Annotated in this window: 31 protein-coding genes; 17 read left to right on the plus strand and 14 right to left on the minus strand. The window is 59.4% G+C overall.

Going from position 1 to position 25,880, the window contains the following annotated elements:
* Positions 1–15: 15 nt before the first annotated feature.
* Positions 16–825, minus strand: coding sequence for a TatD family hydrolase (locus SB725_RS22225; protein WP_059182398.1), 810 nt, complete (start codon positions 823–825; stop codon positions 16–18).
* A gap of 235 nt (positions 826–1,060) precedes the next feature.
* On the opposite strand from SB725_RS22225, the gene SB725_RS22230 reads away from it, so the two are divergent.
* From SB725_RS22230 to SB725_RS22240, 3 genes are all read left to right on the plus strand, one after another.
* On the plus strand, positions 1,061–2,482 hold the full coding sequence (locus SB725_RS22230) for a transglycosylase SLT domain-containing protein (protein WP_194940712.1): 1,422 nt from the start codon (positions 1,061–1,063) through the stop codon (positions 2,480–2,482).
* A gap of 103 nt (positions 2,483–2,585) precedes the next feature.
* Positions 2,586–3,020 (plus strand): DoxX family protein, encoded by a 435-nt coding sequence (locus SB725_RS22235; protein ID WP_027925698.1) that lies wholly within the window; start codon positions 2,586–2,588, stop codon positions 3,018–3,020.
* A 248-nt stretch (positions 3,021–3,268) separates the two neighbouring features.
* On the plus strand, positions 3,269–3,577 hold the full coding sequence (locus SB725_RS22240; protein WP_027925699.1) for a hypothetical protein: 309 nt from the start codon (positions 3,269–3,271) through the stop codon (positions 3,575–3,577).
* 3 nt (positions 3,578–3,580) lie between these two features.
* Here SB725_RS22240 and greB read toward each other — a convergent pair whose 3' ends face one another.
* From greB to SB725_RS22255, 3 genes are read right to left on the minus strand one after another with little or no spacing between them, the layout of a single operon-like run.
* Complete coding sequence (gene greB, locus SB725_RS22245; protein ID WP_007943614.1) at positions 3,581–4,078, minus strand: transcription elongation factor GreB; 498 nt, start codon at positions 4,076–4,078, stop codon at positions 3,581–3,583.
* A gap of 34 nt (positions 4,079–4,112) precedes the next feature.
* Entirely contained in the window at positions 4,113–6,617 is a 2,505-nt protein-coding gene (locus tag SB725_RS22250; RefSeq protein ID WP_410922587.1) for an ABC transporter permease, read from the minus strand.
* The gene (locus SB725_RS22255; protein ID WP_027925701.1) at positions 6,617–7,300 is read right to left on the minus strand and encodes an ABC transporter ATP-binding protein; all 684 of its coding nucleotides are present in this window, start codon (positions 7,298–7,300) and stop codon (positions 6,617–6,619) included. Before SB725_RS22255 ends, SB725_RS22250 begins: the two co-directional genes overlap by 1 nt.
* A 10-nt stretch (positions 7,301–7,310) precedes the next feature.
* Between SB725_RS22255 and SB725_RS22260 the strand changes: the two genes are divergently transcribed.
* The 3 genes from SB725_RS22260 (at position 7,311) to SB725_RS22270 (ending at position 9,341) form a co-directional block, all read left to right on the plus strand.
* Positions 7,311–7,916 carry an arylesterase gene (locus tag SB725_RS22260; protein ID WP_027925702.1) on the plus strand — a complete coding sequence of 202 codons (606 nt, stop codon included), beginning with the start codon at positions 7,311–7,313 and terminating at the stop codon, positions 7,914–7,916.
* Positions 7,917–7,972: 56 nt separating this feature from the next.
* Entirely contained in the window at positions 7,973–8,266 is a 294-nt protein-coding gene (locus SB725_RS22265) for a hypothetical protein (RefSeq protein ID WP_003226812.1), read from the plus strand.
* A gap of 103 nt (positions 8,267–8,369) precedes the next feature.
* Positions 8,370–9,341 carry a L,D-transpeptidase family protein gene (locus SB725_RS22270; RefSeq protein WP_027925703.1) on the plus strand — a complete coding sequence of 324 codons (972 nt, stop codon included), beginning with the start codon at positions 8,370–8,372 and terminating at the stop codon, positions 9,339–9,341.
* A 124-nt stretch (positions 9,342–9,465) separates the two neighbouring features.
* Here the strand turns inward: SB725_RS22270 and oprI are convergent, their stop codons facing one another.
* Positions 9,466–9,717 (minus strand): outer membrane lipoprotei OprI, encoded by a 252-nt coding sequence (gene oprI / locus SB725_RS22275; RefSeq protein ID WP_003199355.1) that lies wholly within the window; start codon positions 9,715–9,717, stop codon positions 9,466–9,468.
* Between the two features lie 640 nt (positions 9,718–10,357).
* Here oprI and SB725_RS22280 point away from each other — a divergent pair.
* Complete coding sequence (locus tag SB725_RS22280) at positions 10,358–10,639, plus strand: GNAT family N-acetyltransferase (protein WP_027925705.1); 282 nt, start codon at positions 10,358–10,360, stop codon at positions 10,637–10,639.
* 65 nt (positions 10,640–10,704) lie between these two features.
* Here the strand turns inward: SB725_RS22280 and SB725_RS22285 are convergent, their stop codons facing one another.
* Together SB725_RS22285 and SB725_RS22290 are read right to left on the minus strand one after the other, a co-directional pair.
* The gene (locus SB725_RS22285) at positions 10,705–11,781 is read right to left on the minus strand and encodes a 3-deoxy-7-phosphoheptulonate synthase (protein WP_027925706.1); all 1,077 of its coding nucleotides are present in this window, start codon (positions 11,779–11,781) and stop codon (positions 10,705–10,707) included.
* 128 nt (positions 11,782–11,909) lie between these two features.
* Positions 11,910–12,353: a PilZ domain-containing protein gene (locus tag SB725_RS22290; protein WP_027925707.1), complete on the minus strand. Its 444-nt coding sequence runs from the start codon at positions 12,351–12,353 to the stop codon at positions 11,910–11,912.
* Between SB725_RS22290 and SB725_RS22295 the strand changes: the two genes are divergently transcribed.
* The 5 genes from SB725_RS22295 to cysB all read left to right on the plus strand — a co-directional run bounded on the left by SB725_RS22295 (position 12,352) and on the right by cysB (position 16,308).
* Positions 12,352–12,738, plus strand: coding sequence for a thioredoxin family protein (locus tag SB725_RS22295; protein ID WP_027925708.1), 387 nt, complete (start codon positions 12,352–12,354; stop codon positions 12,736–12,738). The two genes, SB725_RS22290 and SB725_RS22295, sit on opposite strands and share 2 nt — an antisense overlap.
* A complete protein-coding gene (locus SB725_RS22300) occupies positions 12,735–13,691 on the plus strand; it encodes a putative 2-dehydropantoate 2-reductase (RefSeq protein WP_027925709.1) in 957 nt (318 codons plus the stop codon). Before SB725_RS22295 ends, SB725_RS22300 begins: the two co-directional genes overlap by 4 nt.
* A 24-nt stretch (positions 13,692–13,715) precedes the next feature.
* Positions 13,716–14,621 (plus strand): 5'-nucleotidase, encoded by a 906-nt coding sequence (locus SB725_RS22305; RefSeq protein ID WP_027925710.1) that lies wholly within the window; start codon positions 13,716–13,718, stop codon positions 14,619–14,621.
* Between the two features lie 95 nt (positions 14,622–14,716).
* Complete coding sequence (locus SB725_RS22310; protein WP_027925711.1) at positions 14,717–15,220, plus strand: universal stress protein; 504 nt, start codon at positions 14,717–14,719, stop codon at positions 15,218–15,220.
* 113 nt (positions 15,221–15,333) lie between these two features.
* Positions 15,334–16,308, plus strand: coding sequence for an HTH-type transcriptional regulator CysB (gene cysB, locus SB725_RS22315; protein WP_027925712.1), 975 nt, complete (start codon positions 15,334–15,336; stop codon positions 16,306–16,308).
* 9 nt (positions 16,309–16,317) lie between these two features.
* Here cysB and SB725_RS22320 read toward each other — a convergent pair whose 3' ends face one another.
* Positions 16,318–16,800 (minus strand): GreA/GreB family elongation factor, encoded by a 483-nt coding sequence (locus tag SB725_RS22320; RefSeq protein WP_027925713.1) that lies wholly within the window; start codon positions 16,798–16,800, stop codon positions 16,318–16,320.
* Between the two features lie 2 nt (positions 16,801–16,802).
* On the minus strand, positions 16,803–17,213 hold the full coding sequence (locus SB725_RS22325) for a hypothetical protein (RefSeq protein WP_027925714.1): 411 nt from the start codon (positions 17,211–17,213) through the stop codon (positions 16,803–16,805).
* 124 nt (positions 17,214–17,337) lie between these two features.
* Here SB725_RS22325 and earP point away from each other — a divergent pair, with 124 nt between their 5' ends.
* Positions 17,338–18,495 (plus strand): elongation factor P maturation arginine rhamnosyltransferase EarP, encoded by a 1,158-nt coding sequence (gene earP, locus SB725_RS22330; RefSeq protein WP_027925715.1) that lies wholly within the window; start codon positions 17,338–17,340, stop codon positions 18,493–18,495.
* 48 nt (positions 18,496–18,543) lie between these two features.
* Positions 18,544–19,113, plus strand: a complete 570-nt coding sequence (locus SB725_RS22335; RefSeq protein WP_007943632.1) for an elongation factor P — start codon at positions 18,544–18,546, stop codon at positions 19,111–19,113.
* 94 nt (positions 19,114–19,207) lie between these two features.
* Here SB725_RS22335 and SB725_RS22340 read toward each other — a convergent pair whose 3' ends face one another.
* The 4 genes from SB725_RS22340 to SB725_RS22355 all read right to left on the minus strand — a co-directional run bounded on the left by SB725_RS22340 (position 19,208) and on the right by SB725_RS22355 (position 22,514).
* On the minus strand, positions 19,208–20,224 hold the full coding sequence (locus SB725_RS22340; RefSeq protein WP_027925716.1) for an alpha/beta hydrolase: 1,017 nt from the start codon (positions 20,222–20,224) through the stop codon (positions 19,208–19,210).
* 33 nt (positions 20,225–20,257) lie between these two features.
* Complete coding sequence (locus tag SB725_RS22345) at positions 20,258–20,677, minus strand: organic hydroperoxide resistance protein (protein WP_027925717.1); 420 nt, start codon at positions 20,675–20,677, stop codon at positions 20,258–20,260.
* Positions 20,678–21,025: 348 nt separating this feature from the next.
* Positions 21,026–21,487 carry a MarR family winged helix-turn-helix transcriptional regulator gene (locus SB725_RS22350; protein WP_027925718.1) on the minus strand — a complete coding sequence of 154 codons (462 nt, stop codon included), beginning with the start codon at positions 21,485–21,487 and terminating at the stop codon, positions 21,026–21,028.
* Positions 21,488–21,557: 70 nt separating this feature from the next.
* The gene (locus SB725_RS22355) at positions 21,558–22,514 is read right to left on the minus strand and encodes a LysR family transcriptional regulator (RefSeq protein WP_027925719.1); all 957 of its coding nucleotides are present in this window, start codon (positions 22,512–22,514) and stop codon (positions 21,558–21,560) included.
* A 107-nt stretch (positions 22,515–22,621) separates the two neighbouring features.
* On the opposite strand from SB725_RS22355, the gene SB725_RS22360 reads away from it, so the two are divergent.
* A complete protein-coding gene (locus SB725_RS22360) occupies positions 22,622–23,371 on the plus strand; it encodes a sulfite exporter TauE/SafE family protein (RefSeq protein ID WP_027925720.1) in 750 nt (249 codons plus the stop codon).
* Here the strand turns inward: SB725_RS22360 and SB725_RS22365 are convergent.
* Positions 23,361–24,215 carry a LysR substrate-binding domain-containing protein gene (locus SB725_RS22365; RefSeq protein WP_027925721.1) on the minus strand — a complete coding sequence of 285 codons (855 nt, stop codon included), beginning with the start codon at positions 24,213–24,215 and terminating at the stop codon, positions 23,361–23,363. The two genes, SB725_RS22360 and SB725_RS22365, sit on opposite strands and share 11 nt — an antisense overlap.
* Before the next feature lie 96 nt (positions 24,216–24,311).
* On the opposite strand from SB725_RS22365, the gene SB725_RS22370 reads away from it, so the two are divergent.
* Positions 24,312–24,527, plus strand: coding sequence for a DUF1127 domain-containing protein (locus SB725_RS22370; protein WP_027925722.1), 216 nt, complete (start codon positions 24,312–24,314; stop codon positions 24,525–24,527).
* Positions 24,528–24,591: 64 nt separating this feature from the next.
* On the plus strand, positions 24,592–25,821 hold the full coding sequence (locus SB725_RS22375; protein ID WP_194940716.1) for a winged helix-turn-helix domain-containing protein: 1,230 nt from the start codon (positions 24,592–24,594) through the stop codon (positions 25,819–25,821).
* Positions 25,822–25,880 lie beyond the last annotated feature (59 nt).

Genomic DNA, 25,880 nt, shown 5'->3' on the forward strand with positions numbered 1-25,880 from the left:
ACAGGGGATCGGTGATTACTGGGGGATTGTGGGCAAGCCGAAAAACGCTCGTGCACAGGCAGTGGTGTGATCAGCCAGATCCTCCAGCGTCTCCCCACGATGCAACGCCACTTCCCGCAACACTTCAGTTAAATACGCCGGCTCGTTGCGCCCGTTTTTCGGCTTCGGCCGCAAGCTGCGTGGCAGCAGATACGGTGCATCGCTTTCCAGCATCAAACGTCCGCGTTTGATCTCCTTCACCAACGGATGCAGATGCGTGCCCCGGCGTTCGTCGCAGATCCAGCCGGTGATGCCGATGTGCAAATCAAGATCGAGGTAGCTGAACAGGGCTTTCTTTTCGCCGGTGAAGCAATGCACCACGGCGGCCGGCAATTGATCACGGTAGTCGCGCAGGATTTCCAGCAGTCGCTGACTGGCATCGCGCTCATGCAGGAACACTGGCAACTGCAACTCGACCGCCATCGCCAGGTGCTCTTCGAGGACCTTTTCCTGTTGCGGGCGTGGCGAGAAGTCACGATTGAAATCCAGCCCGCATTCACCCACGGCCACCACGTTCGGCTCCTTGAGCAAACTGCGCAAACGCTGGGCGCTGTCAGTGTTCCAGTCGCTGGCCGCGTGCGGGTGAATGCCCGCGGTGGCGAACAGGCGTTGAGCGCTTTCGTCCAAGTGTTGGCACAGTTCCAAAGCCTGTTCGCTGCCCTCGACACTGGTGCCGGTCAGGACCAATTGGCAAACCCCTGCGGCGTACGCGCGGTCGAGTACGGCCTGGTGTTTGTCGGCAAAACTGGGGTTGGTCAGGTTGACGCCGATATCGATGAGTTGCATGGTGCTACCTCGGACCAAAGGCCGGAAAGCATATCAGAGCTGTAGATTTATAAGAAAAGCCAAGAACTACAACGAGTTGAAGCTGTCTCTTGATGCCGCGAGACAGGCCCGGGTGGTCATTGTGCCATCACTGTGCCAGTCTTTCGCACTTTGCCAGCGCTCATGGCGCTCTGTTTCTGACGTTCGATTTCGAGATTTTTTTGGAAATCGGCCCAGTATTCTTTCCGGAGAGTGGATGACACGTCCCTCGATTTTGCTACTGCTGTGCTGTTCGTTGCTGCTGCCGATGCCGGCGGTCGCGCGTCTGGCCGGGCCGCTGCAAGCCGTGCCGGCGGCCAAGGTGCGCGATCTGGCAGAAATTCGCAGTAGCCGCGTGTTGCGGGTGCTGGTCAATCAGAGCCGCAACAGCTCCGGCGAAGTCCAGGGCCAGGCCATCGGCGTCGAATACCACCGCTTGCGCGCCTTCGAGCAATACCTCAACGGCCACGCCCGCGACGGTCAGGAAGTCACCCTCAAGATCATTCCCAAAGCCAAGGATCAACTACTCGGCGCGTTGCAGCGCGGGGAAGGGGATCTGGTCGCGCCCGGGGAGTTGCTCGATTTGCAGCCTGGCCACGCAGTCAGCAGCAGCGAACCGATCGCCAGCAACATCCCGTTGGTGCTGGTGGGGATCAAGGGCGAACGGCGTTACACCCGGGTCGAACAACTCTCGGGCAAGACCCTGGCGTTGCCCACCGGCAGCGCGGCCGGCGATGCCGTGAGCCAGATCAATTCAAGACTCGCACTGCACAAGTTGGCGCCGATAAAGATCGAGTGGGTCGATCCGAGTCTGGCCGTCGAAGACGTGCTGGAAATGGTGCAGGGCGGGATCTTTCACCTGACCATCGTCGAGCAACCGATTGCCGAGCGCTGGGGCAGGATCCTGCCAAAATTGCGCTTCGACAAGCAGTTGCTGATCAGTGATCCAGGCGAAGAATTCTGGTTTGTGCGCCGTGACGCCTCGATGCTACGGGCGAGCATTGATCGTTTTCTGACGACGTACAAGAAGCCCTCGGACCAGGACGTAGCGTTTCTGCGGATTTATCGGCGGCTGTACCAAGTGCACTATCCACTGGCAAAGGCCGACCGTCAGCGCCTGGAAAAACTGCGACCGGTGCTGCAGAAACACGCCGATGCCCAAGGCATGGACTGGTTGAACCTGGCGGCGCTGGCGTTCAAGGAGTCGGCGCTGCAACCCAGCGCCCGCAACGGTGGTGGCCCCACCGGCCTGATGCAAATCACCCCGTCTGCCGCCCAGCGGGTGGGGGTCAACAACATTCAGGACCTCGACGCCAACGTGCAGGCCGGGGCCAAGTACCTGGCCATGATCCGCCGCAAGTTCTTCTCCAGCCCCAAGCTCAACGAACGTGAGCGCATGGCGTTCGTACTGGCGGCCTACAACATTGGCCCGGAGCGGGTTCAGGGTATGCGCGCCGAAGCCCGACGGCGTGGCCTGAATCCCAATCAGTGGTTCTTCCAGGTCGAGCGCATTGCCATGGAGCAGGTGGGGATGGGGCCCGTCAGCTATGTTAATAGCGTGAATAAGTATTACTTGGCGTTCGATCGTGAGAGGGAGTCATTGGAGCCACAGGGACAAAAAGTGGCCTCTCGTAAATAATCAACTAAACTGATTGTTATGTCGCAATTATTGCGCTTTTCACATTTGTTTTATCGATTAATATGGTGCCCAACGAACACACACTCACAATGGATGACACAGCATGAGCTCACTGATCAACAAGGTACTGTTTACCCGCGCCGGTTTCGGCCTGACCGCGATACGGATCGTCGTCGGGATCATCTTCGCTGCTCATGGCGCGCAGAAGCTCTTCGGTATGTTTGGTGGCTACGGCATTGCCGGCACCGCGCAGTACATGGAAAGCCTGGGCCTGGCACCGGGTCACCTGATGGCGATTCTGGCCGGTGGTACCGAATTCTTCGGTGGTCTGGCGTTGATCATCGGTCTGCTGACACGTCCGGCAGCACTGGGCCTGACCTTCCTCTCGCTGGTCGCGATTTTCTCGGTGCACATCCATAACGGCCTGTTCATGGCCAACAACGGTTATGAATTCGCCCTGGCTTTGCTTGGCGGCAGCATCGCGGTACTGATCGAAGGTGCCGGCAAGCTATCGCTGGACCGCGCCATTACCGACTGACCGCTCTGGCTCAACGAAAAGGCCCGCATTGCGCGGGCCTTTTTTGTTGCGCGTCATTCTTGACACTGTCCGGTCAGCTTCTCTAGGATGTTGCCCATGCGCCGATTTAAACAGCTACTTGCGGGGCGCCAGGTGACTCATTCAGTTGCCGATAGAAGCTTGAAACAGGCTTCGAAATACCGCTAAAGCGCTGGTTCGGTGTTGCCTCTCACCTGCCATGCAGAATTTTGAGGCAGAGACACGACTCGATGAACGCACTTAGCCCTGTAGTACGTCCCGCGCCGATCACGGCACACCTTACCCAGCGCAATCCAAAAATCCTGCTTGGCGGTAAACATCAGCCGACGCTCCTGCGTTACCTCGATGGCTGGCCACGTCGTACCGGCGGGCCTGCAGCCTTCCTGATCCAGTTTGTCGAAGACGGCGAATCGCTGGCTCGATTTGCCAGCGACAGCTTTGACCTGGCGGTGATTCAATCACCGAGCCTCGAAGACGCGCCGGAAGTGATAAAACAACTGACCCGCGTTGCCCGACAGGGGCTGATTACCCGTCGCTAAGGCTCAGAGATACTCAATCGCCACGATGTACACGCATTGCTCACCGGTCGGCGTCTGGACCCGAACTTCGGCGTCCAGCGCCTTGCCGATCAGCGCGCGGGCGAGCGGTGAATCGATACTGATCAGCCCCAGCTTCAGGTCCAGTTCATCCGGGCCGACAATGCGATAGCGCGACTCTTTGCCGTCTTCGTCTTCAATCGTGACCCACGCCCCGAAATAGACCTTGTTCGGATCGCTGGGCTTTTCGCTGACCACTTTCAACGCTTCCAGCCGTTTGGTGAGAAAGCGCACACGGCTGTCGATTTCGCGCAGCATTTTTTTGCCGTAGGTGTATTCCGCGTTCTCGGAACGATCACCCTGCGCCGCCGCCTCGCTCACCGACTGCGTCACTTGCGGTCGCCGTACATGCCAAAGCTCATGAAACTCCGCCCGCATCCGCGCTTCACCTTCGGGGGTGATCAGCGCGGTGCCTGCGGGGCGGGGTGGACGATAACGGCTCATGGCAACTTCTTGTATTTGAGAAGGTTCGAGTCTATCAACCCTCGCGCAACACTGTCAGGGGGCTGGCATTCAACGCACGACGTGTACCAAACACACCGGCACCGCCAATCAGCACCGCACCGATCACCGGCAGCACCAGCAACCATGGATGCGGGTGCCACGGCAGGTCGAAGGCGTAGCGGTAAAGCACCAGACTCACCAGTTCCGAGCCCAGTGCCGCCAACAAACCGCTGACCGCGCCGAGTAAACCGAACTCGATCCGCCGGGCCTTCACCAGCAACTGCCGCTCGGCCCCCAGCGCGCGCAACAGGGCGCCTTGGCGAATGCGTTCATCGAGCGTCGCCTGCAGGCCGGAAAACAACACCGCCATCCCCGCCGCGAGTACAAACAACAGCACATATTCCACCGCCAGCGTGACTTGGGCGAGGATGCTGCGCAGCTGTTCCAGCAAGGCTTCGACTTGCAAAATCGTCACCGCCGGGAAGCTGCGCGAGAGGTCGACAATCTGCTGATCGTGACCGGCCGCCAGATAGAAACTGGTCAGGTAAGTCGCCGGCAAATCTTTCAAGGTGCCGGGCTGGAAGATCATGAAGAAGTTCGGTTGGAAGTTGTCCCAGTTGATCTCTCGCAAGCTGGTGACCTTCGCTTCACGATTGACCCCGCCCACGGTAAACACCAGGTGATCGCCCAGCTTGAGCTTCAGGCTTTCGGCCACTTTGCCTTCAACCGACACACCGGGAACCTCGTCCGGTGTCTGCTCGGTCCACCAGTTGCCCGCCGTGAGTTTGTTGCCCGCCGGCAAGTCTGCCGCCCAAGTCAGGCTCAGGTCGCGCTGGATCGCCCGATCACCCGCCGAATCCTTGCTGACGATGTCCTGCACCGGTTCGCCATTGATGCTGATCAGTCGACCCGGCACCACCGGGTAAAGTGGCGCCGACTGCGCCGACAGTTGAATCAGGCGATCCGTAAAAGCCTGTTTGTCCGCCGGCAGAATGTTCAGCGCAAAATAGTTCGGTGCGTTTTTCGGCAATTGGTTCTGCCAAGTGTCCAGCAACTCGCCTCTGAGCAATGCGATCAGCGCCATGGACAGCAGAATCAGGCCGAAGGCCAAGGCTTGCCCCGCTGCGGCCAGTGGATGGCGCAGCAGTTGGCCCAGACCGAGGCGCCAGGGCAGCGAAGCACGGGCCAGCAGCCGGCGCAGGCTTTTGAGCAGCAGCAAGAGCAAGCCACCGAGCACCAGCGCGGCGATTACGCCGCCGCCGAGCAGGGCGAAGGTCAGCACCAGGTCGAGGCTCAGGCGCCACATGATCAGGCCGAGGGCACCCAGGGCGGCGCCATAGACCATCCAGGTGCTGGACGGAATTGGCAGCATGTCTCGGCGCAACACGCGCAGTGGTGGCACGCGACCGAGCGCGGCCAGCGGTGGCAGGGCGAATCCGGCCAGTGCCACCAGCCCGGTGCCGATCCCGGCAATGGCCGGCAGCAGACCACCCGGAGGCACGTCAGTCGGCAGCAAATCATGCAGCAAGGCGAACAGCCCCAACTGAGCCAGCCAGCCGAGGAGGGCGCCACTGAGGCTGGCGAGCAGGCCGAGTACGGTCAGCTGAAAACTGAACAATGCCATGGTTTCCCGGCGTGACAGGCCCAGACAACGGAGCAGGGCACTGGCATCGAATCGGCGCGTGGCAAAGCGCGTGGCCGACAGCGCTACCGCCACGCCGGACAACAGGACCGCCACCAGACTCGCCATGTTGAGGTAACGCTCGGCCTTGCCCAGCGCGCCGCCAATTTGTCGGTTGCCGTCGCGGGCATCCTGCAGGCGCTGGTTGGCCGCCAGGCCCGGCTTGACCAGTTGGCGATAGGTTTCCAGCGCCTCGGCTTTGCCGCGCCAGAGTTCGCGGTAGCTGACCCGGCTTCCGGGTTGCACCACACCGGTGGCGGCCAGGTCGCTGAGGTTGATCAGCACCCGTGGCGTGAGGCTATAGAAGTTGCCGGCCCGGTCGGGTTCGTAGGTCAGGACGCGTGCCAGTTTCAGGGTTTTCATGCCGACGTCGATGCTGTCGCCGATCTTCAGGTCCAGCGCCGTCAGCAGTCGCGCCTCAACCCAGGCCTCGCCGGCTTTCGGGCCGCCGCCGGGTTCTTCCTGAGCAAAAGGCGCCGGGGCACTTTTCAGTTCGCCGCGCAGTGGGTAGACATCATCGGCCGCTTTGATGCTGGAGAGTTGAATGCCGTTATCGGTGGCGATGACGCTGGAGAATTCCACCACTTGAGCGTGTTCAAGCCCCAGCTCCGTACCGCTTTTGATCTGTTCGAGGCGTGCCGGTGAGCTGCCTTCGAGCAACAGGTCGGCGCCGAGAAATTCGGTGGCGCGCAACATCATGGCGCCGTTGAGGCGGGCGCCGAAGTAGCCGATGACGGTACTCGCCGCGACGGCCACCAGCAGGGCGAAGAACAGCACGCGCAATTCACCGGCGCGGGCATCACGCAGCAGTTGACGGATGGCAAGACTGAACAGGCGCAACAGCGGCAGGCGTGCCATCAAGGCTCCAGTGGGGCGACCAGCAGGCCGGCTTCAAGGCGGATCAGGCGCCGGCAGCGATGTGCCAGGCGTTCGTCGTGGGTCACCAGTACCAGTGTCGTGCCGCGTTCCTGATTGAGTTCGAATAACAGGTCGCTGATGCGTTCACCGGTATGGCTGTCGAGGTTGCCGGTGGGTTCATCGGCGAACAGCACATCGGGCTCGGCGGCAAACGCACGGGCAATCGCTACACGCTGCTGTTCGCCACCGGATAGCTGGCGGGGGGAGTGGGTCAGGCGCTGGCCCAGGCCGACCCGTTGCAGCAACTCGGTAGCCCGCTCGCGGGCATCTTTGCGGCCATCGAGTTCCAGCGGCAACATGACGTTTTCCAGGGCGTTGAGGCTGTCGAGCAACTGAAAGGACTGGAATACAAAACCGACATGCTCGGCCCGAATGCGTGCGCGTTGATCTTCATCGAGGGTGCTCAGCCCTTGCCCGGCCAGCGTGACTTCGCCGCTGCTGGGCAGGTCGAGCCCGGCGAGCAGGCCGAGGAGGGTGGATTTGCCGGAACCGGAGGCGCCGACGATGGCCAGGCTGTCGCCCTTGTTCAGTTCCAGGTTGAGTTCGTGCAGGATAGTCAGTTCACCTTCCGCGCTGGGAACCACTTTGCTGAGGTTCTTCGCGGTGAGAATGCTTGCGCCCATGGAGAATCCGATGCGTGTGTGGTTTTTGAGTGCTGGCCTGGCCTTGATGTGCATGGCCCAGAACGCAGCGGCGGGTACTGTCCTGATCGTTGGCGATAGTATCAGCGCGGGTTTCGGACTGGATACCCGGTTAGGGTGGGTCTCGCTGCTCGAGCAACGGCTCAAACACGAAGGCTTCGACGATAAAGTGGTCAACGCCTCCATTAGTGGCGACACCAGTGCCGGAGGCCAGGCGCGCCTGCCTGCGCTGCTTGCAGAGCATAAGCCGGCGCTTGTCATCCTCGAGTTGGGCGGCAATGACGGACTGCGTGGAATGCCCCCGGCTAATTTGCAACAAAACCTTGCGTCGATGATCGACAGCTCCCGCGACAACGGCGCCAAGGTCCTGCTGTTGGGCATGCAACTGCCTCCTAATTACGGCGTGCGCTACACCGAAGCCTTTGCCAAGGTCTACAGCACGCTGGCCACCGAGAAAAACATCGCGCTGGTGCCGTTTTTCCTCGACGGCGTCGGCGGTCATCCGGACTTGATGCAGGCTGACGGCATACACCCGGCGGCCGGGGCTCAGGACAAGTTGCTGGATAATGTCTGGCCTACGCTAAAACCGCTGTTATGACCCTTTTCTAGGCGCAGGCTTTCGGCTAAGGTGGCGCCCCCGATTTGGAGCCCCCGATGCCGCGTCCTGCCTGGTCACTTTTTGCCTACCAACTGATCGAGCCTGACGAACAGCTGGATCTGTTCGCCTGCCAGGAAGTGCGGGTGCATCTGGTAACCCGTCAACTGGAGCTGGGCGGCTCGGCGGACCGAACCTTGTGCGGCAGCCTGTTGCCTGCACAGCCACGCTGGTCGAGTGTGGACCGTCGAGTATTCCAGGACCAGCGCCTGTGCTCGCTGTGCCGGGCGATCCTTGAATCGCAAAAGCGCGGCACCTCGCCGATCTGGCCAGAGCTGCGTTTTGAGCTCTGACGCATAAAAGATAGCGTGCTATCGGCCAACTCCCCGAAATTCCAGACGGCGGTGTACAATCCCGTTTTTTATACCCTTGTCGATCATGCGAAGGACTTTCCGGATGTTGCCGCGTTTTCCTGCCGTCACCCGCTGCCTGTCTCTTGCCGCCCTTTGTATGGCCGGTCCAGCTGCAGCATTGGAGTTTCCCCTGCCACCGCCCGGTGAAGACATCATCGGCCAGGTGCAGGTGATCAAGGCCAAGTACGAAGATACCTTTGCTGACCTTGGCACCGCTTACGACCTGGGCTACACGGAAATGATCGCGGCCAACCCGGGTGTCGATGCATGGTTGCCGGGCGCCGGTACTGAAGTCATTCTGCCGACCCGTTTCATCCTGCCACCGGGCCCGCGCGAAGGCATCGTGATCAACCTGGCTGAGTACCGCCTCTACTACTACCCCAAAGGCCAGAACGTGGTGTACACCTTCCCGCTGGGGATTGGTCGTGAGGGGTGGGGCTCGCCAATCGCCCATACCACCATCACCGCGAAAACGCCTAACCCGACCTGGACCCCTCCAGCGTCGATCAAGGCCGAGCACGCCGCCGATGGTGATCCGCTGCCGAATGTCGTGCCAGCAGGCCCGGATAACCCTCTGGGGCCGTTCAAGTTCAGCCTGGGCACTCCGGGCTACCTGATTCATGGCTCGAACAAGAAATTCGGCATTGGCATGCGCACCAGCCACGGCTGCTTCCGCATGTTCAACAATAACGTGCTGGAAATGGCGAAAATGGTGCCGGTCGGCACGTCGGTACGAATCATCAACGATCCGTACAAATTTGGCGTAAGTGGCGGCAAGGTGTATCTCGAAGCGCACACACCGCTGGATGACAAGGGCAACCCGTCGGTGGTCGACAAGCACACCGCGGTGATCAACGCGATGCTCAAGCGTGAAGACATCACTAACAACCTGCGCATGAACTGGGATGTGGTGCGTGACGTGGTCGCCGCTGAAGATGGCCTGCCGGTGGAAATCGCGGTGCCGAATGGCTCCGCGCCGATGGTGTCGAATACACCGCTCGATCCGTTGCAGTAAGGCTTGAAAACAACCCGCCGACGCACACCGCGTCGGCGGGTTTTTTATTGCCGGTAGGAAACACCAGGCAATAAAAAAGCCGACCCAAAAAATGGGTCGGCTTGATAACAATCCCGAGGGATTATTACTTGCGGCTAGCTTTGTCCAGCATGCGCAGAGCACGCTCGTTAGCTTCGTCAGCAGTCTGTTGTGCTTTTTGAGCAGCAGCCAGAGCTTCATCAGCTTTACGGTAAGCTTCGTCTGCACGAGCCTGGGAGCGAGCAGCTGCGTCTTCAGTAGCGGTCAGACGTGCTTCGGTTTCTTTCGATGCGCTGCTGCAACCGGTAGCCAGAACTGCGGCCAGAGCCAGAGCAGAGAATTTCAGAACGTTGTTCATCGTGTTCCCCTTCAAGGACTTTCTATTAAGTTAGCTGTCTCCTCAGAGTGAGGAAATAGCCGGCGTACATACTACTCATTACTACTCGTAAGTAAACTGACGTAAAGCAAGAAGCAAAAAAAATTGTAGGCGTTGATTCTTTTTCGAGCAACTTTTAACTGCATTGTCTAAAAAATATCCAGCTGCGAGGCCCGAGATGAGCGAGCCGCTCAAAAAAAGTTCCGCGCACTCACAGGGCTTTTTTTCGGTCTTGGCTAAAGTCTGGCTAGATGAGTTCGTCCATACTTCTGTTCGAATTTTGCGCAGAGGCTCTCATAATCTTTATCCATCTAGAGGTGACTTTAAGAGAGCGGATTCGTCTTATGTCTCAATATCCGGCAATGTTCAGGCTGCCGACCCGCTAAGACCGTCGGTCGAGCCGTCCCTGCGTCCCCCCGGAGCAGCACCTGCTGGCTGAGCATGATGACGAGCGCACCTTGAGCATTTTCGCCAATGGTGCCTACTATTTGATACGTGCTCGGTTGCGCGAGATCGGTGCAGTTCTTCTCGGTGTCCATTGGCACGGGGTGGCGTAGATGTTCCTTCGCCGGAAAAACATCGGTAAGGTAGGGGTCAGAATTCAGACCCGCGAGGAGTAGTGATGAGCGAGGCGTTGTCCATCCACCATGACCAGGCTGGTCATCAGTTCGAGACCAATGTGGACGGTCATCGTGCCTACCTGACCTATATGGATCTGGGAAAACAGACCCTGGATATCTATCGCACCTTCGTGCCCAACGCGTTGCGTGGTCGCGGCATCGCTGCGGCATTGACCGAGAAGGCGTTGGAGTACGCTGATGAAATGGGTTACACCGTCATTCCATCGTGCTCCTACGTTGAGCGCTATATGGAGCGTCACCAGCGGCACGCCGCCAAGCTGTGACCCCAACGAACACATAAAAAAACGCCAGGTTTAAGCCTGGCGTTTTTGTGTGCGCTAAACGCTGATCAGGTGCGATCGCGTTTGGGCAGCACGTCCTTGAGCTTGGCATGCATGCTGCGCAAGGTGTTTTCGGTGGCGGACCAATCGATGCAGGCATCGGTGATCGACACGCCGTATTGCAGGTCGGCGAGGTCTTTCGGGATAGCCTGGCAGCCCCAGTTCAGGTGGCTCTCGACCATCAGGCCGATGATCGACTGGTTGCCTTCGAGAATCTGGTTGGCAACGTTCTCCATCACCAGCGGTTGCAGCGCCGGGTCCTTGTTGGAGTTGGCGTGGCTGCAATCGACCATGATGTTCGGCTTGATCTTCGCCTTGTTCAGCGCTTGCTCGCAGAGCGCGACGCTGACCGAATCATAGTTCGGCTTGCCGTTGCCACCGCGCAGTACCACGTGGCCGTAAGCGTTGCCCTTGGTGGTGACGATCGACACGCCACCCTCCTGGTTGATGCCCAGAAAGCGGTGCGGGCTGGAAACCGATTGCAGGGCGTTGATCGCCACGGTCAGGCCGCCGTCGGTGCCGTTCTTGAAGCCGACAGCCGAGGACAGGCCGGAAGCCATTTCGCGGTGAGTCTGGGATTCGGTGGTACGCGCGCCGATGGCCGACCAACTGATCAGGTCCTGCAGATACTGCGGGGAGATCGGGTCGAGGGCTTCGGTCGCGGTCGGCAGGCCCATTTCGGCCAGGTCCAGCAACAACTGGCGACCGATGTGCAAGCCATCCTGAATCTTGAACGAGTCGTCCAGGTAGGGGTCGTTGATCAAGCCTTTCCAGCCGACAGTGGTGCGTGGCTTTTCGAAATACACGCGCATGACCAGATACAGGGTATCGGACACTTCTGCCGCGAGTGCCTTCAGGCGCTCGGCGTATTCGTGGGCAGCCTTGATGTCGTGGATCGAGCAAGGCCCGATGACGACGAACAGGCGGTGGTCGGTGCCATCCAGGATATTGCGAATGACTTCGCGACCCTTGGTGACGGTGCGCAGGGCGGCGTCGCTCAGGGGGATGTCACGCTTGAGCTGGTCAGGAGTGATCAGCGTCTCGTTGGAGGCGACGTTTAGGTCGTTGATCGGTAAATCAGCCATCGTTTACTCGTCAGGTCACGGGTGCCGGCCGCCAGCGAACCCGCGCGGCGGAGCACAGCAAATTAAGCGCGTCGGGGACCCGAACCTTAGCGCGTTAGGCGCCTGCTCGACAATGGGCACACACCTGTTTAATCCAGCACAGCCTGTGCAAATGCCTTGCGCACGGTGTCGTGAGAGAACTCGTCGGCATGTGCCTGGACCCATTCAAGGGCCAGCGCCTGAATACCCTGCAAGTCGTCATGTGCGTCATGCAGGCGGCAATAGCGTTCGATCTGGCACACTTGCTCGCCCATTCGGGCACTGAACATCATCTGCTCGTCGACAAAGGCAATGCCCACCAGGTAGCCGCGTTTGCGCCGCAGGCACCAGGCCACATAGCCCAGGTAGCGCAAGTCGGGGTTCAGGGTCGGCATGCGCACTTCCAGCGCCGTGCCGTGGCGCCAGGCCCTGTGATAATTGCAAGCCATGCCCCCGAGGCTGATAGTGTGCAAGCGCTGTCGCGAGATGCACTCATGTGTGAGCAACGTTAATTCGACGGGCACATCATCAGGATGAGGAATAAAACGTCCCATGAACACGGACTCCCTGTGTCGGCCATCTGACATTCTTTCACCCAGTATAGTGGTCGAATTGGAACTGACCGATTTCGATGCCGACCAACGGCTGCTGGGAATGCCCGGTGTTTCCCTGGTGATTTTTACCAGTGTCGGCTGCGCCAGTTGCCGATTTGCCCGTGAGCAATTGCCAAGGCTCGATCTGGCAGTCGATCGACTGTGCTGGATCGATGCGGGGAACAATGGCGGGGTGGTCGAGCGTTATCAGGTTTTTCATTTGCCGGCGCTGTTTTTAGTGCGCGACGGTGAGTTCTTCGGGGCGTTAAAATCGCGCCTGACCGGTACCGAACTCAATGAAGCGGTCGGACGGGCGCTGATGAAAACAGCAGAGGAGTTGCCATGATGGGGGCAGTGACCAGGCCGACAATCGGTGTGATCGGGACCGGCGCAATCGGCGGGTTCTACGGGATGATGCTGGCGCGTGCCGGCTTCGATGTGCACTTTTTGCTGCGCAGTGAATTTTCAGCAGTGGCCGAGCGCGGGTTGCGACTCGACAGCGCGGCGCATGGCGCGCTGACGTTGAACCCGGTTCAGGCCTATTCATCCGCGGAAGACATGCCCGCCTGCGACTGGTTGCTGGTCGGCGCCAAAACCACCAGCAATGCCGACCTGGCCCCCGCCATCATTCAGGCGGCTGCTGCGAACGCCAAAGTGCTGGTCTTGCAGAATGGCCTGGACGTCGAAGACAGCCTGCGAGAGTTGCTTCCTGACTCGTTGCACCTGCTCGGCGGGCTGTGTTTTATCTGTGTCCATCGCACCGGTCCCGGGGAAATTACCCATCAGGCGCTCGGCGCGGTCAACATCGGCTATCACAGTGGTCCTGCGGCCGATGAAGTGGAGCGCGTGGCGATTGTAGAAGAGGGCGCCAGACTGTTCCGCAGCGCTGGCATCGATTCCCAGGCCATGCCGAACCTGCAGCAGGCACGTTGGCAAAAACTGGTCTGGAATGTTCCGTACAACGGTTTGTCGGTTCTGTTGGGGGCCAGCACCACGCCATTGATGGCCGATGCTGACAGCCGGGAATTGATCAAGGCATTGATGGCCGAAGTGGTGCAGGGCGCAATCGCCTGTGGTCACGACATTCCGGCCGGTTACGCTGACCATCTGTTCATGGTGACCGAAAAAATGCCGGACTATTGGCCGAGCATGTACCACGATTTCCTGCACAAGCGACCGCTGGAACTGGCGGCGATTTACGCGCGCCCCTTGGCTGCGGCCAAAGCGGCAGGGTGCGAATTGCCGCTGATCGAAGCCTTGTATCGCAGTTTGAGTTTTATCGATCGACGAAATACCTGAGTCGATCAATCCGGGGGGAAGGGCATGGCCAAGACTATCGACGACAAACTGGTGCTGGCGATTTCTTCGCGGGCACTGTTCGACCTGAGCGAAAGCCACAAGGTGTATCTGTCGAGCGGTGTCGAGGCCTACCGGCAATACCAGATCGAGCACGAGGACGAAATCCTTGAGCCTGGTGATGCCTTCCCGCTGGTGCAGAAACTCCTGAACCTCAATACCCTTCTTGGTCGCGCCCGGGTCGAGGTGATCCTGGTGTCGCGCAACAGCGCCGACACCGGGTTGCGGGTGTTTAACTCGATTCATCACTACGGGCTGGCAATTTCCCGCGCGGCGTTTGTCGGCGGGCGCAGTCCCTATCCGTATCTCAAGGCCTTTGGTTGTGACCTGTTTCTGTCGACGCACGCCGAAGACGTGCGTAGCGCACTGGAGGCCGGTTTCGCCGCGGCGACCATTCTGTCGGGCGGTGCCAGCCGCGCGGCCAGCGATGAATTGCGGATTGCCTTCGACGGCGATGCGGTGCTGTTTTCCGACGAGTCGGAGCGGGTCTACCAGTCGGGCGGCCTGGAAGCGTTTCAGGCCAGCGAGCGCGAAGCCGCCCGTGAGCCATTGCGCGGAGGGCCGTTCAAAGGCTTCCTGGCGGCCCTCAATCTGTTGCAGCGTGAGTTTCCAGACGACGACTGCCCGATCCGCACGGCGTTGGTCACGGCGCGTTCGGCGCCGGCCCACGAGCGCGTGATCCGCACGTTGCGCGAATGGGATATTCGCCTGGACGAATCACTGTTTCTCGGTGGCCTGACCAAATCGGCATTTCTCGAAGCGTTTGCCGCCGATGTGTTTTTCGACGATCAGGCTGGCCATTGCGAATTGGCCCGCGAAGTCGTCGCCACCGGTCACGTACCGCACGGCGTAAGCAACGAGCAAAAGGTTTAAGCCTACCGTTCAACGCGTTACGCAGAGCGTCGTACTCGCCAAGGCACTGCTAAGCTGAATCAAATCTCCGCCATGTTGGCTTGCGAGGAGATCCTATGATTCAGTCGATGCTGTATGCCACTGACCTTGGCCTATATGCACCGTTGGTGATGCAACATGCCTTGGCCCTGGCGCGGACATTCAATGCCGACTTGTATGTGGTCCACGCGGTTGAGCCCATGGGGCTGTTTGCCGAATCGGTGCTTCAAAGTTATCTCGATGAACAGGCCTTGAACGAGTTTCACAGTCAGGGCCTGAGTACCGTCATTGCCAATATCGAGCAGCGGGTGCTCGACAGTTTTCGCGAAGAGCTGGGGGATGAAGGGGAGCAGGATCTGGCGCGAATCCGCGCGGTGCGCGTACTTCAGGGGGATCCGTCGCAGGTGATTCTCGACCAGGCGCAGAAACTCTCTGTGGATTTGCTGATCGTAGGTAGTCATAGCCATGGTGCTGGCGCGGAAACGCCTTTGGGCAGGACCGCCGCGCGCGTGTTGCAGCTGGCGCGGGTGCCGGTCTATCTGGTGCCACTGGTAGAGCGTCGCCGCAAGGAAGATCGCTAGAACACAAATAGTGGCAATTTGACAAAAAAGTTCTAGATTTATTCTTCACGCCATTAATATAGTTATATACCGTCGCTGATGCCCGTGGCGTCTACCTGCTTTGAGGGATTCATATGAAGCTTCAACAATTGCGCTACATCTGGGAAGTGGCGCACCACGACCTCAACGTTTCCGCTACTGCCCAAAGCCTTTACACCTCGCAACCGGGTATCAGTAAACAGATCCGCCTGCTGGAAGACGAACTGGGCGTCGAGGTGTTCGCCCGCAGCGGCAAGCACCTGACCCGCGTCACCCCGGCTGGCGAACGCATCATCACCACCGCCGGCGAAATCCTGCGCAAGGTTGAAAGCATCAAGCAGATCGCCCAGGAATTCTCCAACGAGAAAAAGGGCACCCTGTCGATCGCCACCACTCACACCCAGGCACGTTATGCGTTGCCACCGGTGATCAGCACCTTCATCAAGCAATACCCGGACGTTGCCCTGCACATGCACCAGGGTTCGCCGATGCAGATCGCTGAAATGGCCGCTGACGGCACCGTGGATTTCGCTATTGCCACCGAAGCGCTGGAGTTGTTCGGCGACCTGGTGATGATGCCGTGCTACCGCTGGAACCGCTGCGTGGTCGTGCCACAAGGTCACCCATTGACCAAACTGTCGAAGCTGACCCTCGAAGCCTTGGCCGAATACCCGATCGTGACGTACGTGTTCGGTTTTACCGGCCGTTCGAAGCTCGACGAAGCCTTCAGCCATCGCGGCCTGACACCGAAAGTGGTGTTCACTGCCGCCGACGCCGACGTGATCAAGACTTACGTTCGTTTGGGACTGGGCGTGGGCATCGTGGCGAAAATGGCGGTCGATGCCAAACTCGATAGCGATCTGGTCATGCTCGATGCGAGCGATTTGTTTGAATCGAGCATCACCAAAATCGGTTTCCGTCGTGGCACCTTCCTGCGTGGCTTCATGTGCGATTTCATCGAGAAGTTTGCCCCGCACCTGACCCGTGAAGTGATGGCTAAAGCCATTCAGTGCCACAACAAGCAGGAGCTGGAAGAACTGTTCGACGGCGTCGAACTGCCGGTCCACTGATCGTTTGTTCTAGACCACCTCGGTAACAGAAAACTGTTGCCGAGCGCCCGCCACCAGAATCTCCACTTCATCCCCTTCGAACTTGCCCAGCAGGTTTTTGCCCAGCGGCGAGCGGGGGGTGATGACGGTGATCAGTTGCCCCACCAGATCGACCTTCAGGCCGGCCGCATCGGGGGCCAGAAACAGCCATTGCTCACGACCGTTCTCGTCTTCCAGGCCGAGCAGTGCGCCGACTTCGATGCCGCGCTGATCATCATAAGGGCGCAGCATCAGATTTTGGCACAGCGCCAGTGACTGGCGGATTTCCTCCACCCGTTTGGCCTGCCCGGCTGCCAGATAGGACGCCTCCAGCCCCAGGGTGTCGTACTTGTTTTCGGCGATGTTTTCTTCGTGGGTCGCGGTTTCGTAGGCGGTTTGCGCGGCACGCTCTGCGATGTCGAGATCAATCCGCAGCTTGTCGAGAATCAATTGGTGGACGGTCTGTTTGTTCATGATCAGTCGCAGAATTGCAGGACATTGGCGCGGCTTTTTTCGCTCGGCGCGGTATGGTCCTGCTGCAACCAGAACTGGCATTTTGGATTGGACAGATTGCGGCTGCTGCTGCGGGCCTGATCCATGCGCACCTGCTGTTCGTTCTTGCGCAGGTTCTCTTCGTATTGCTCGAACAACGGGCTCTGCGGTGGAATATCCGGCCTTGGCTGTTCGACAATCGGCGGCTTGGCCAGTTGTTCCACGGCGGCGGCTACCGGTGCCAGTTGCTCTTTGAAAAACACCGCTGAGACGAGCCAGCAGGTCAGCGCGATGGCGATAAATCCCAGCCACATACCAAGGGCAATGCTGCCGGTCAATCGCAGGGCGTTAAGCTGGATCGGCAACGGGCGGCGCGGGTTGGGACGGTAGGGCATGGCTGCCTCCTGGCGGATGGTCGCGGGCGAGTGGCGATTGTCGCACGAAGATTAATCGCCGTCGGCTCTTCTGCACGAGGTAATTTATGCGGACAATCGGTGCCTTTGCCAACGGGAACCTGGAATGCCTGAACTGCCTCAAGTGAAAAACCGCCGGCGCTGGGATATTTTTTGCACCGTGGTCGACAACTTTGGCGACATCGGCGTGACTTGGCGCCTGGCTCGCCAACTGGTGGCCGACCACGGGCTGGAGGTGCGCTTGTGGGTCGATGACCTGCGCGCCTTCGAACGTCTGTGTCCCGAGATCGATAGCCATGTCGCGCAGCAATGGCAGGCCGGTGTCGAAGTGCGCCAATGGCCGACCGAGTGGCTGGCCACCGACGCGGCGGACGTGGTCATCGCCGCATTCGCCTGCCAATTGCCGAGCGCCTACATGGACGCCATGGCCGAGCGCGTAAAGCCGCCGCTGTGGATGAACCTCGATTATCTGAGCGCCGAGGACTGGGTGATCGGCTGCCACGGTTTGCCGTCGGTCAAATACAAAACGGTGCAGAAGTACTTCTTCTTCCCGGGATTCCGGCCGGGCACCGGCGGTCTGCTGCGTGAAAGTGGATTGCTTGAGCGTCGCCGACAGTTTCAGCAAAGTCCCGAGACTCAACGCGAATTCCTTCAAGGGTTGGGCATTGATCGTGCGCCGAACGCGCAATTGATCTCGCTGTTTGCCTATGAGAATGCCGGGTTGTCGAGTTGGCTGGATGTACTGGCCGCCGATTCGTCGCCCACACATTTGCTGGTGCCCGAGGGGCGGATTCTCGGCGATGTCGAACGCTGGCTCGGCGTTGAAGGATTGGCCGCGGGGGCGCTTCATGTTCGCGACGGATTGACCGTCCAGGTGCTGCCGTTCGTCCGACAGGATCAATATGATCACCTGCTCTGGTGCTGCGATTTCAACGCCGTGCGCGGTGAAGACTCCTTCGTTCGCGCTCAATGGGCGGGTCGGCCGATGCTCTGGCACATCTATCAGCAGGAGGAAGACATCCACCTGGACAAGCTCGATGCGTTCCTCGCGTTGTACACAAAAGGCCTGTCCGAGCCCGCCAGCCAGGCGATAAACGGTCTTTGGCACGCCTGGAATGCCGGTCATGATATGTCCGACCACTGGCGCACAGCCCGCAAACACTGGCCAGAGCTGCAAAAACACGCCGAGGCGTGGTGTCTGGAACAAGCCTTGCAGGCCGATCTTGCCGCGGCGCTGGTACAGTTTTATGTAAATTGGATATGATACGCGGCCTAGATTTTTGTAAATCCCATCCAAATTCGGATATTCGCAATGAAAACTGGTAAAGAACTGAAACCCGGTACCGTGATCCGTCTCGAAAACGATCCTTGGCTGGTTCAGAAAGCTGAATTCACCAAATCCGGTCGTAACAGCGCGATCATGAAGACCAAGCTGAAAAACCTGCTGACCGGTTACAAGACCGAGATCGTTTACAGCGCTGACGACAAACTGGACGACGTAATCCTCGACCGCAAAGAAGCGACCCTGTCCTTCATCAGCGGCGACACCTACACGTTCATGGACACCACTGACTACACCATGTACGAGCTGAACGCTGAAGACATCGAAGCCGTTCTGCCTTTCGTTGAAGAAGGCATGACCGATGTTTGCGAAGCGATCTTCTTCGAAGAGCGTCTGGTTTCCGTAGAACTGCCGACCACTATCGTGCGTCAGGTTGACTACACCGAAGGTTCCGCTCGCGGTGACACTTCCGGCAAGGTCATGAAGCCTGCCAAACTGAAGAACGGTACCGAGCTGTCGGTTGCTGACTTCATCGAAATCGGCGACATGATCGAGATCGATACCCGCGAAGGCGGTTCCTACAAAGGCCGTGCTAAATAAGCACTGCTTAAGGAATGAAAAAGCCCGACCTCTGAGTCGGGCTTTTTTGTGGGCGCAATTTCGAATTCAACGTTGCACCCCTGTAGGAGCGGTGTTACTTCTTCAGGTGTTCTTTGAGCTCTTGCGACGCTTGCAGCATCGCCGAACGCACCGCAGGCACCTGGCTCACCACGTTGAGCAAACCGTAGTCGTGGATCATGCCGTTGTAGCGAACCGACGTCACTGCCACCCCTGCCTCATCAAGCTTGCGAGCATAGGCTTCACCCTCGTCGCGCAGCACGTCAGCGCCCGCCGTCTGCACCAGTGCAGGTGGCAAGCCCTTCAGTTGGGCGGTGGTTGCCCGCAGCGGCGAGGCGTAGATCTCGTTACGCTGGTCGGCGTCGGTGGTGTAGTTGTCCCAGAACCACTTCATCATGTTTTTGGTGAGGAAGTGCCCCTCGGCGAACTGGTTGTATGACGCCGTTTCGAAGTTCGCATCCGTTACCGGCCACAGCAGCACCTGGAACTTGATCGCCGGTGTGCCCTTGTCCTTGGCCATCAGTGCAACCACGGCCGCCATGTTGCCACCGACGCTGTTGCCGGCCACGGCCAGACGTTTGCTGTCGACATTGATCTCTTTGCCGTGCTCGGCCACCCATTGGGTCGCCGCATACGCCTGGTTGATCGCCACCGGGTAATGCGCTTCTGGCGACGGGGTGTAATTGACGAACACCGCCACTGCCCCCGAGCCCGTTACCAGATCACGCACCAATCGTTCGTGGGTCGGGAAGTCGCCCAACACCCAGCCACCACCATGGAAGAACATGAACACGGGCAGCTCGCCCTTGACCCCGGCCGGCCGGACGATGGTCAGGCGCAGCGGTTGGCCATCGACTTGAATGGTCTTCTCGCTGACATCCGCTTTAGGCAGTGTCAGTTTCACCGAGGCTTGCGCACCCGTCAGCACGGCACGGGCGTCCTTCGGGGTGAGTTGCTCCATCGGTTTGCCGGTGCCGGCATTCAGTACGTCGAGGAAGGCCTGGGTGTTGTGTTCAACACCGTCGCCTGCAAACGCGTTGCCGATGGACAGGGCGAGAAGGGTGCCGGTCAAGACTTTGCTGAAAGCGTTCATGTTCGTTTCCTGTTCGGACTTTGGGATCAGCGGTTAGACGGTGACGTGCAGGCGCACATCGACGTTGCCACGGGTGGCGTTGGAATACGGGCAGACCTGGTGGGCAGCGTCGACCAGGGATTGCGCGTCGGCTTGTTCAAGGCCCGGCAAGCTGATGTGCAGGTCGATGTCCAGACCGAAGCCGCCAGGGATTTGGCCGATGCCGACATGGGCGGTGATCGAGGCGTCGTTCGGGATGGTGCGTTTGGTCTGGCTGGCAACGAATTTCAGCGCGCCGATGAAGCAGGCGGAGTAACCGGCAGCGAACAGTTGCTCAGGGTTGGTCGCTGCGCCGCCCGCACCGCCGAGTTCTTTCGGGGTAGCGAGTTTGACGTCGAGGATGTTGTCGCTGGAAACGGCACGACCATCACGGCCGCCAGTGGAGGTTGCGATTGCGGTGTAGAGAGTTTGCATGGTGTGAGCCTCATTCGGGTTTGATGTTTTGCGCTAAATGTTTGCGCGCTAAGTAAGTGCGAGATGAATGTATCGCGCAAGTATTTTGCGCGCAAGATAAATTTTTGAAAAAGTTTTGGTCGGGATTTGGGCGGATGATACGGAGGGCCGAGTTAGAGCGGTCGAGGCGAGATTTTCAGGACTGAAAATTTTTTGAGGAAGGGCTGAACGAGGTTGAAAGCACACAACAAAACCAATGTAGGAGTGAGCCTGCTCGCGATAGCGGTGCATCAATCGACATCAATGTTCGAATGTCACACCGCTATCGCGAGCAGGCTCACTCCTACAGGGATTCAGGTGGTAGAGGGATCAGAGGCTGTTCTGCAAATTGTCGCGCAGCACTTGCAGCTCCGCTTGCAGTTTGTTCAGTCGCTCCACGGTCATCCCGCTGGCGCCGAGGATGCACTGCGGAATGCTGCGTGCCTTTTCCCGCAAGGCGCGACCTTGTTCAGTGAGTTCGACGATCACCACCCGTTCGTCTTCGCGGCTGCGGGTGCGGCTGAGCAGGCCTTCGACCTCCAGGCGTTTGAGCAACGGCGTCAGCGAACCGGGATCGGTCAGCAGGCGCGTGCTGATTTCACCCACGGTCAAACCATCGCGTTCCCACAGCACCATCATCGCCAGGTATTGCGGATAGGTCAGGCCCAGCGCTTGCAACAGCGGTTTATAGACCTTGGTCATCAGTAGCGAAGTCGAGTGCAGGGCGAAACACGCCTGATTATCCAGCAGCAGTTGTTCGCAGTTATCCGGGGTGTCGCGTTCGGTGGTCATCTCAAAAGCCTTGATCGGTAATCCTCATGAATCTAGCGGGCGAATCTTTAATGCGCCATATAATTTTCGACTAGTGGCGATCCAGCGTGTTTTGCAGTGCCAGGTCCCACGGCGGGATCGGGCTGAAGCGAGTCTTGAGGTATTCCAGCAACAACCGGCTGCGCGAGTTGGGCTGTTGCGCCAATCGCAAGGCATAGATGCCGGCGCTCTCCGGTTTGGGCAGACCGTTTTCGCAGAACAGCGGCAGCAATTCACCGCGCAGCAGGTATTCACTGGCCAGCCAGGTCGGCAGGTGGGCGATGCCCAGCCCGGCCAATGCGCCACAGACCAGCGCTTCGGCATTGTTGGCGCTCATGCGGATCCGCGTCGGGCGATGCAAATGCATTTGCCCGTCACGTTCGAAGCGCCACGCGAAGGGCGGGGCGAGTCCATCCCAATCGAGGCCTTCGTGATCGACTAACTGTGCGGGCTCGGTTGGCACACCGCGGCGTTGCAGATAGTCCGGGCTGGCGCAGGCAATGCGCACCAGGCTCGCCAGTGGCGTGGCCACCAGTCGGGTGTCGGCCATCTGTCCGGCGCGCAATACCAGATCGACCTTGCCCAGGTTCAAGCCTTGCATGTCGACGAAGCTGTCGATCAGGTGCAGTTGTACGTCGAGGCCGGGGTACAGCATCAGGAAATCGGCAATCACCGGGGCCAGATGCCGTCGCCCGAATGCCGCGGGCGCATCGATTCTGATCAAGCCTTCCGGCGCGCTGCTCAGGGACACCGCTTCGGCCCGTGCCAGCCGAAGCTCGGCGACGATTCGTCGGGCGCGCTCGGCAAAGGCCAGGCCCGCCGGGGTCGCCATCACGGCGTGAGTGCTGCGGGTGAACAACTGGCTGCCGACGGCCTTTTCCAGACTATCAATGCGCCGCGCCACGGCCGATGGGGTCAGGGGATGGCGGCGGGAGGCCGCGGAGAAGCTTCCGGATTCCAGCACATCCAGAAACAGCCCAAGCTGTTCGGTCAATTGATTAGGGTTCATGGTGATCACGGCTATGCGAAGTTGGCACAGCCATTGTGCGGTGCTGTGCGTTTCCGCGCCATCGCGGACTGCGTAGCATGAACACCCTGACAAAAGAGGAATCGCCCGTGATCGAGTTTGTGATGTATCTGGTGTTTGGCGCGGCCCTCGGCACCCTCGGCGGGTTGTTCGGGATCGGCGGCGGTTTGATCGCGATCCCGTTGCTGGGCGTCCTGTTCGGGCTTGATCAACAAATCGCCCAAGGCACCGCGCTGGTGATGGTCGTACCCAACGTCATGCTGGCGCTGTGGCGCTATCACCAGCGCAATCGCATTGAATTGCGTCACGCGCTGCCCTTGGCGTCGATGGGCTTCTGTTTTGCCTGGATCGGTTCGATCTGGGCGGTCGGCATCGATGCGCAAACCATGCGCAGCGGTTTTGTCGCGTTCCTGGTGGCGCTGTCGGCCTACAACCTGTTCCGAATGTTCATCGCCAATACCCCCGCCTCGGCGCAGATGCATTACGGCTGGCCATGGCTGGGTGTGCTCGGCGCGGCTTCCGGGACCATGGGCGGCTTGTTTGGTGTAGGCGGGGCGGTGGTGGCGACGCCGGTGTTGACCAGCCTGTTTGGCACCAGTCAGGTGGTGGCCCAAGGGTTGTCGCTGGCGCTGGCGTTACCCAGCACCGGCGTCACGCTGGTGACTTACGCGGCGCACCATCAGGTCGACTGGCTGATTGGCGTGCCGTTGGCCATCGGCGGGTTGATGAGCATCAGTTGGGGCGTAAAGATCGCCCACGCAATGCCGGAGCGTCTGCTGCGCGGGTTGTTCTGCGGTTTTCTGGTGTGCTCGGCGGTGATGCTCGCGCTTAAAGTTTGAAGCCTTCGACAATGTGCTCGGCCAGGCACTCGGTGATCGGCGACGGGTTGTGCAGATTGCGCACGAGCATGATGCAGGCTTCCGGTAATTGCGGCAGGTCTTCGGCCTCACCGAGGATGCGCATGTCCGGGGTGATCAGGCTTTCCAGTTGCGCGGTCACCGCCAGCCCGGCGCTGACCACGGCCATCAATGCCGACAGGCTCGAACTGTTGTAGGCAATCCGGTAATCACGGCCCATCGCATCCAGTGCGTTACACGCCCACAGCCGGCAGAAACAATCACTGTTGAACATCGCCAGAGGCAATGGCGTCTGCTCATGGGCGCTGAAGCATTGCGCTTCGGCCCAGACGAAACGTTCCTTGCGTAACAACTGGCCAATCTCGGTCCCGGGCTCGCGAGTGACGATGGACAGGTCCAGGTCCTGACGTTGCAGCAATTGTTTTGATGATTCGCAGTGAACCTCGATCTGGATCAGCGGATAGCTCTTGGCGAAGCGCGACAAAATCCCCGGCAGAAAGCGCATCACGTAATCGTCCGGTGTGCCGATGCGCACGGTGCCGACCATGTGCGGCTCCCGCAGCGTGTTGAACACTTCGCTGTGGAGTTTGAGGATGCGCCGCGCATACCCCAGCAAAACCTGGCCTTCGGCGGTCAGTTTGACCTGTCGCCCATCGCGTTCGAACAGTTGGCGCTGCAACACGTCCTCTTCCAGACGTTTCATCTGCATGCTCACCGCCGACTGCGTGCGATTGACCAATTCACCGGCGCGGGTGAAACCGCCCTGGTCGGCGATGGCGACAAAGGTACGCAGGACATCCGTATCGATACTGGGGAAAGCTGACATCCATCAATCTCCGAGATGGTTACCATCAGAAACATTCGTTGGATTGATCTTATCCCTCGAGCGAGACTTGAGCCATCCCCAACGGAGGACAACGAGATGAAAGGTCAACATCAACACGTAACGGAAGAAAGATTCTCCATTCATGCGGTATCCGATCTGCTGCACAAGTTTACCCGCTGGTACGAACTTCATCGTGAGCGCGAATTGCTGGCGAGTCTGAGCGATGAAGCACTCAAGGACATAGGCGTCAGTCGTGCCGATGTCGAACATGAATCGGTCAGACCCTTCTGGGATGATCCGATGCATAAATGATGAGGCCATTGCTACACAAACCCCTCTCTGGTGAGGTAGGTTGCGAGCAGACACGGAGGTATTCATGCCCGCAACGCTGTCCTTTTCCAACCGACAAGCTCGACGTCTGGCACTGGCTGCCCAAGGGTTCAACGGGCGCCAGCCGCCAGCGACGATCACGCCTGTTCAACTCAATCGACTGATCGAACGGCTGGGTATTTTGCAGATCGATTCGGTCAACGCGTTAGTGCGTTCGCACTACCTTCCCTTGTTTTCCCGCCTTGGAAATTACTCATCCGACTTACTCGATCAGGCTGCCTGGAGTCAGGGCCGACGTCGCACGTTGTTTGAATACTGGGGGCACGAAGCCTCGTTGCTGCCGTTGTCGATGTATCCCCTGATGCGTTGGCGCATGCAGCGCGCTACGCGTGGCGAAGATATCTATCAGCAACTGGCGCGTTTCGGGCGTGAACAACAGGACACCATTCGCCGGGTGCTGGCCTCGGTCGAAGAACTCGGCGCGCTGGGTGCCGGAAGCCTGTCGACTCGTGAGGAACGGGCCGGGCCGTGGTGGGACTGGAGCGCGGAAAAGCATGCGCTGGAATGGTTGTTTGCCGCCGGCGAAGTGACGGTGGCCGGCCGGCGTGGTTTCGAACGACTTTATGATTTGCCGGAGCGGGTGATTCCTTCGGCCATTTTGCAGCAGCCGGAATTAAGTGAGGCCGAGGCTCAGCGCGGCCTGTTATTGCATGCGGTGACGGCATTGGGTGTCGGCACGGAAAAAGACCTCCGGGACTATTTTCGCTTGAACCCGGCAGACAGTCGCCCGCGTCTGGCGGAACTGGTCGAGGCCGGTGAGTTGCTGACCTGCGAAGTGCAAGGCTGGCGGCAAGCGGCGTATTGCCTGCCCGAGCCGAAAGTGCCGCGCAAGGTTGCGGCCAGTGCATTGCTTTCACCGTTTGATTCGCTGATCTGGGAACGCAGTCGTACCGAGCGGTTGTTTGATTTCCGCTACCGGCTGGAGATTTATACACCGCAGGACAAGCGGGTTTACGGGTATTACGTGTTGCCGTTTTTGCACAATGAACGGATTGCCGCGCGGGTGGATCTGCGGGCGGAGCGGGCGTTGGGACGGTTGGCGGTGCACGCGGTACACGAGGAAGAGCCGGGGCTGGATGATGAAGGGATGCAAGCTTTGGCAGTCAATCTGCAGCGGATGGCGGACTGGTTGGGGCTTGAGCGGGTGCAGTTGAATTGTCAGCGGGTGAGTGCCGACAGGTTAAGAGTGGCATTGGCTCAATTCTCTGGTGTTTAAGCGGCCGCCATCGCGGGCAAGCCCGCTCCCACATGGATCACCTAAACCCTGTGGGAGCG

This window comes from Pseudomonas sp. SIMBA_041 (assembly GCF_046535095.1).
Lineage (GTDB): Bacteria > Pseudomonadota > Gammaproteobacteria > Pseudomonadales > Pseudomonadaceae > Aquipseudomonas > Aquipseudomonas mucoides.

Coding starts and splice junctions, on each gene's coding strand:
- SB725_RS22370 (WP_027925722.1), top strand. CDS start 24,312: ATGAAAGGTCAACATCAACACGTAACGGAAGAAAGATTCTCCATTCAT.
- SB725_RS22290 (WP_027925707.1), bottom strand. CDS start 12,353: ATGGGACGTTTTATTCCTCATCCTGATGATGTGCCCGTCGAATTAACG.
- SB725_RS22365 (WP_027925721.1), bottom strand. CDS start 24,215: ATGTCAGCTTTCCCCAGTATCGATACGGATGTCCTGCGTACCTTTGTC.
- SB725_RS22325 (WP_027925714.1), bottom strand. CDS start 17,213: ATGCCCTACCGTCCCAACCCGCGCCGCCCGTTGCCGATCCAGCTTAAC.
- SB725_RS22240 (WP_027925699.1), top strand. CDS start 3,269: ATGAACGCACTTAGCCCTGTAGTACGTCCCGCGCCGATCACGGCACAC.
- SB725_RS22255 (WP_027925701.1), bottom strand. CDS start 7,300: ATGGGCGCAAGCATTCTCACCGCGAAGAACCTCAGCAAAGTGGTTCCC.
- greB (WP_007943614.1), bottom strand. CDS start 4,078: ATGAGCCGTTATCGTCCACCCCGCCCCGCAGGCACCGCGCTGATCACC.
- SB725_RS22225 (WP_059182398.1), bottom strand. CDS start 825: ATGCAACTCATCGATATCGGCGTCAACCTGACCAACCCCAGTTTTGCC.
- SB725_RS22350 (WP_027925718.1), bottom strand. CDS start 21,487: ATGACCACCGAACGCGACACCCCGGATAACTGCGAACAACTGCTGCTG.
- SB725_RS22270 (WP_027925703.1), top strand. CDS start 8,370: ATGTTGCCGCGTTTTCCTGCCGTCACCCGCTGCCTGTCTCTTGCCGCC.
- SB725_RS22235 (WP_027925698.1), top strand. CDS start 2,586: ATGAGCTCACTGATCAACAAGGTACTGTTTACCCGCGCCGGTTTCGGC.
- SB725_RS22295 (WP_027925708.1), top strand. CDS start 12,352: ATGAACACGGACTCCCTGTGTCGGCCATCTGACATTCTTTCACCCAGT.
- oprI (WP_003199355.1), bottom strand. CDS start 9,717: ATGAACAACGTTCTGAAATTCTCTGCTCTGGCTCTGGCCGCAGTTCTG.
- SB725_RS22320 (WP_027925713.1), bottom strand. CDS start 16,800: ATGAACAAACAGACCGTCCACCAATTGATTCTCGACAAGCTGCGGATT.
- earP (WP_027925715.1), top strand. CDS start 17,338: ATGCCTGAACTGCCTCAAGTGAAAAACCGCCGGCGCTGGGATATTTTT.
- SB725_RS22345 (WP_027925717.1), bottom strand. CDS start 20,677: ATGCAAACTCTCTACACCGCAATCGCAACCTCCACTGGCGGCCGTGAT.
- SB725_RS22250 (WP_410922587.1), bottom strand. CDS start 6,617: ATGGCACGCCTGCCGCTGTTGCGCCTGTTCAGTCTTGCCATCCGTCAA.
- SB725_RS22340 (WP_027925716.1), bottom strand. CDS start 20,224: ATGAACGCTTTCAGCAAAGTCTTGACCGGCACCCTTCTCGCCCTGTCC.
- SB725_RS22355 (WP_027925719.1), bottom strand. CDS start 22,514: ATGAACCCTAATCAATTGACCGAACAGCTTGGGCTGTTTCTGGATGTG.
- SB725_RS22335 (WP_007943632.1), top strand. CDS start 18,544: ATGAAAACTGGTAAAGAACTGAAACCCGGTACCGTGATCCGTCTCGAA.
- SB725_RS22230 (WP_194940712.1), top strand. CDS start 1,061: ATGACACGTCCCTCGATTTTGCTACTGCTGTGCTGTTCGTTGCTGCTG.
- cysB (WP_027925712.1), top strand. CDS start 15,334: ATGAAGCTTCAACAATTGCGCTACATCTGGGAAGTGGCGCACCACGAC.
- SB725_RS22300 (WP_027925709.1), top strand. CDS start 12,735: ATGATGGGGGCAGTGACCAGGCCGACAATCGGTGTGATCGGGACCGGC.
- SB725_RS22280 (WP_027925705.1), top strand. CDS start 10,358: ATGAGCGAGGCGTTGTCCATCCACCATGACCAGGCTGGTCATCAGTTC.
- SB725_RS22285 (WP_027925706.1), bottom strand. CDS start 11,781: ATGGCTGATTTACCGATCAACGACCTAAACGTCGCCTCCAACGAGACG.
- SB725_RS22310 (WP_027925711.1), top strand. CDS start 14,717: ATGATTCAGTCGATGCTGTATGCCACTGACCTTGGCCTATATGCACCG.
- SB725_RS22265 (WP_003226812.1), top strand. CDS start 7,973: ATGCCGCGTCCTGCCTGGTCACTTTTTGCCTACCAACTGATCGAGCCT.
- SB725_RS22305 (WP_027925710.1), top strand. CDS start 13,716: ATGGCCAAGACTATCGACGACAAACTGGTGCTGGCGATTTCTTCGCGG.
- SB725_RS22375 (WP_194940716.1), top strand. CDS start 24,592: ATGCCCGCAACGCTGTCCTTTTCCAACCGACAAGCTCGACGTCTGGCA.
- SB725_RS22260 (WP_027925702.1), top strand. CDS start 7,311: ATGCGTGTGTGGTTTTTGAGTGCTGGCCTGGCCTTGATGTGCATGGCC.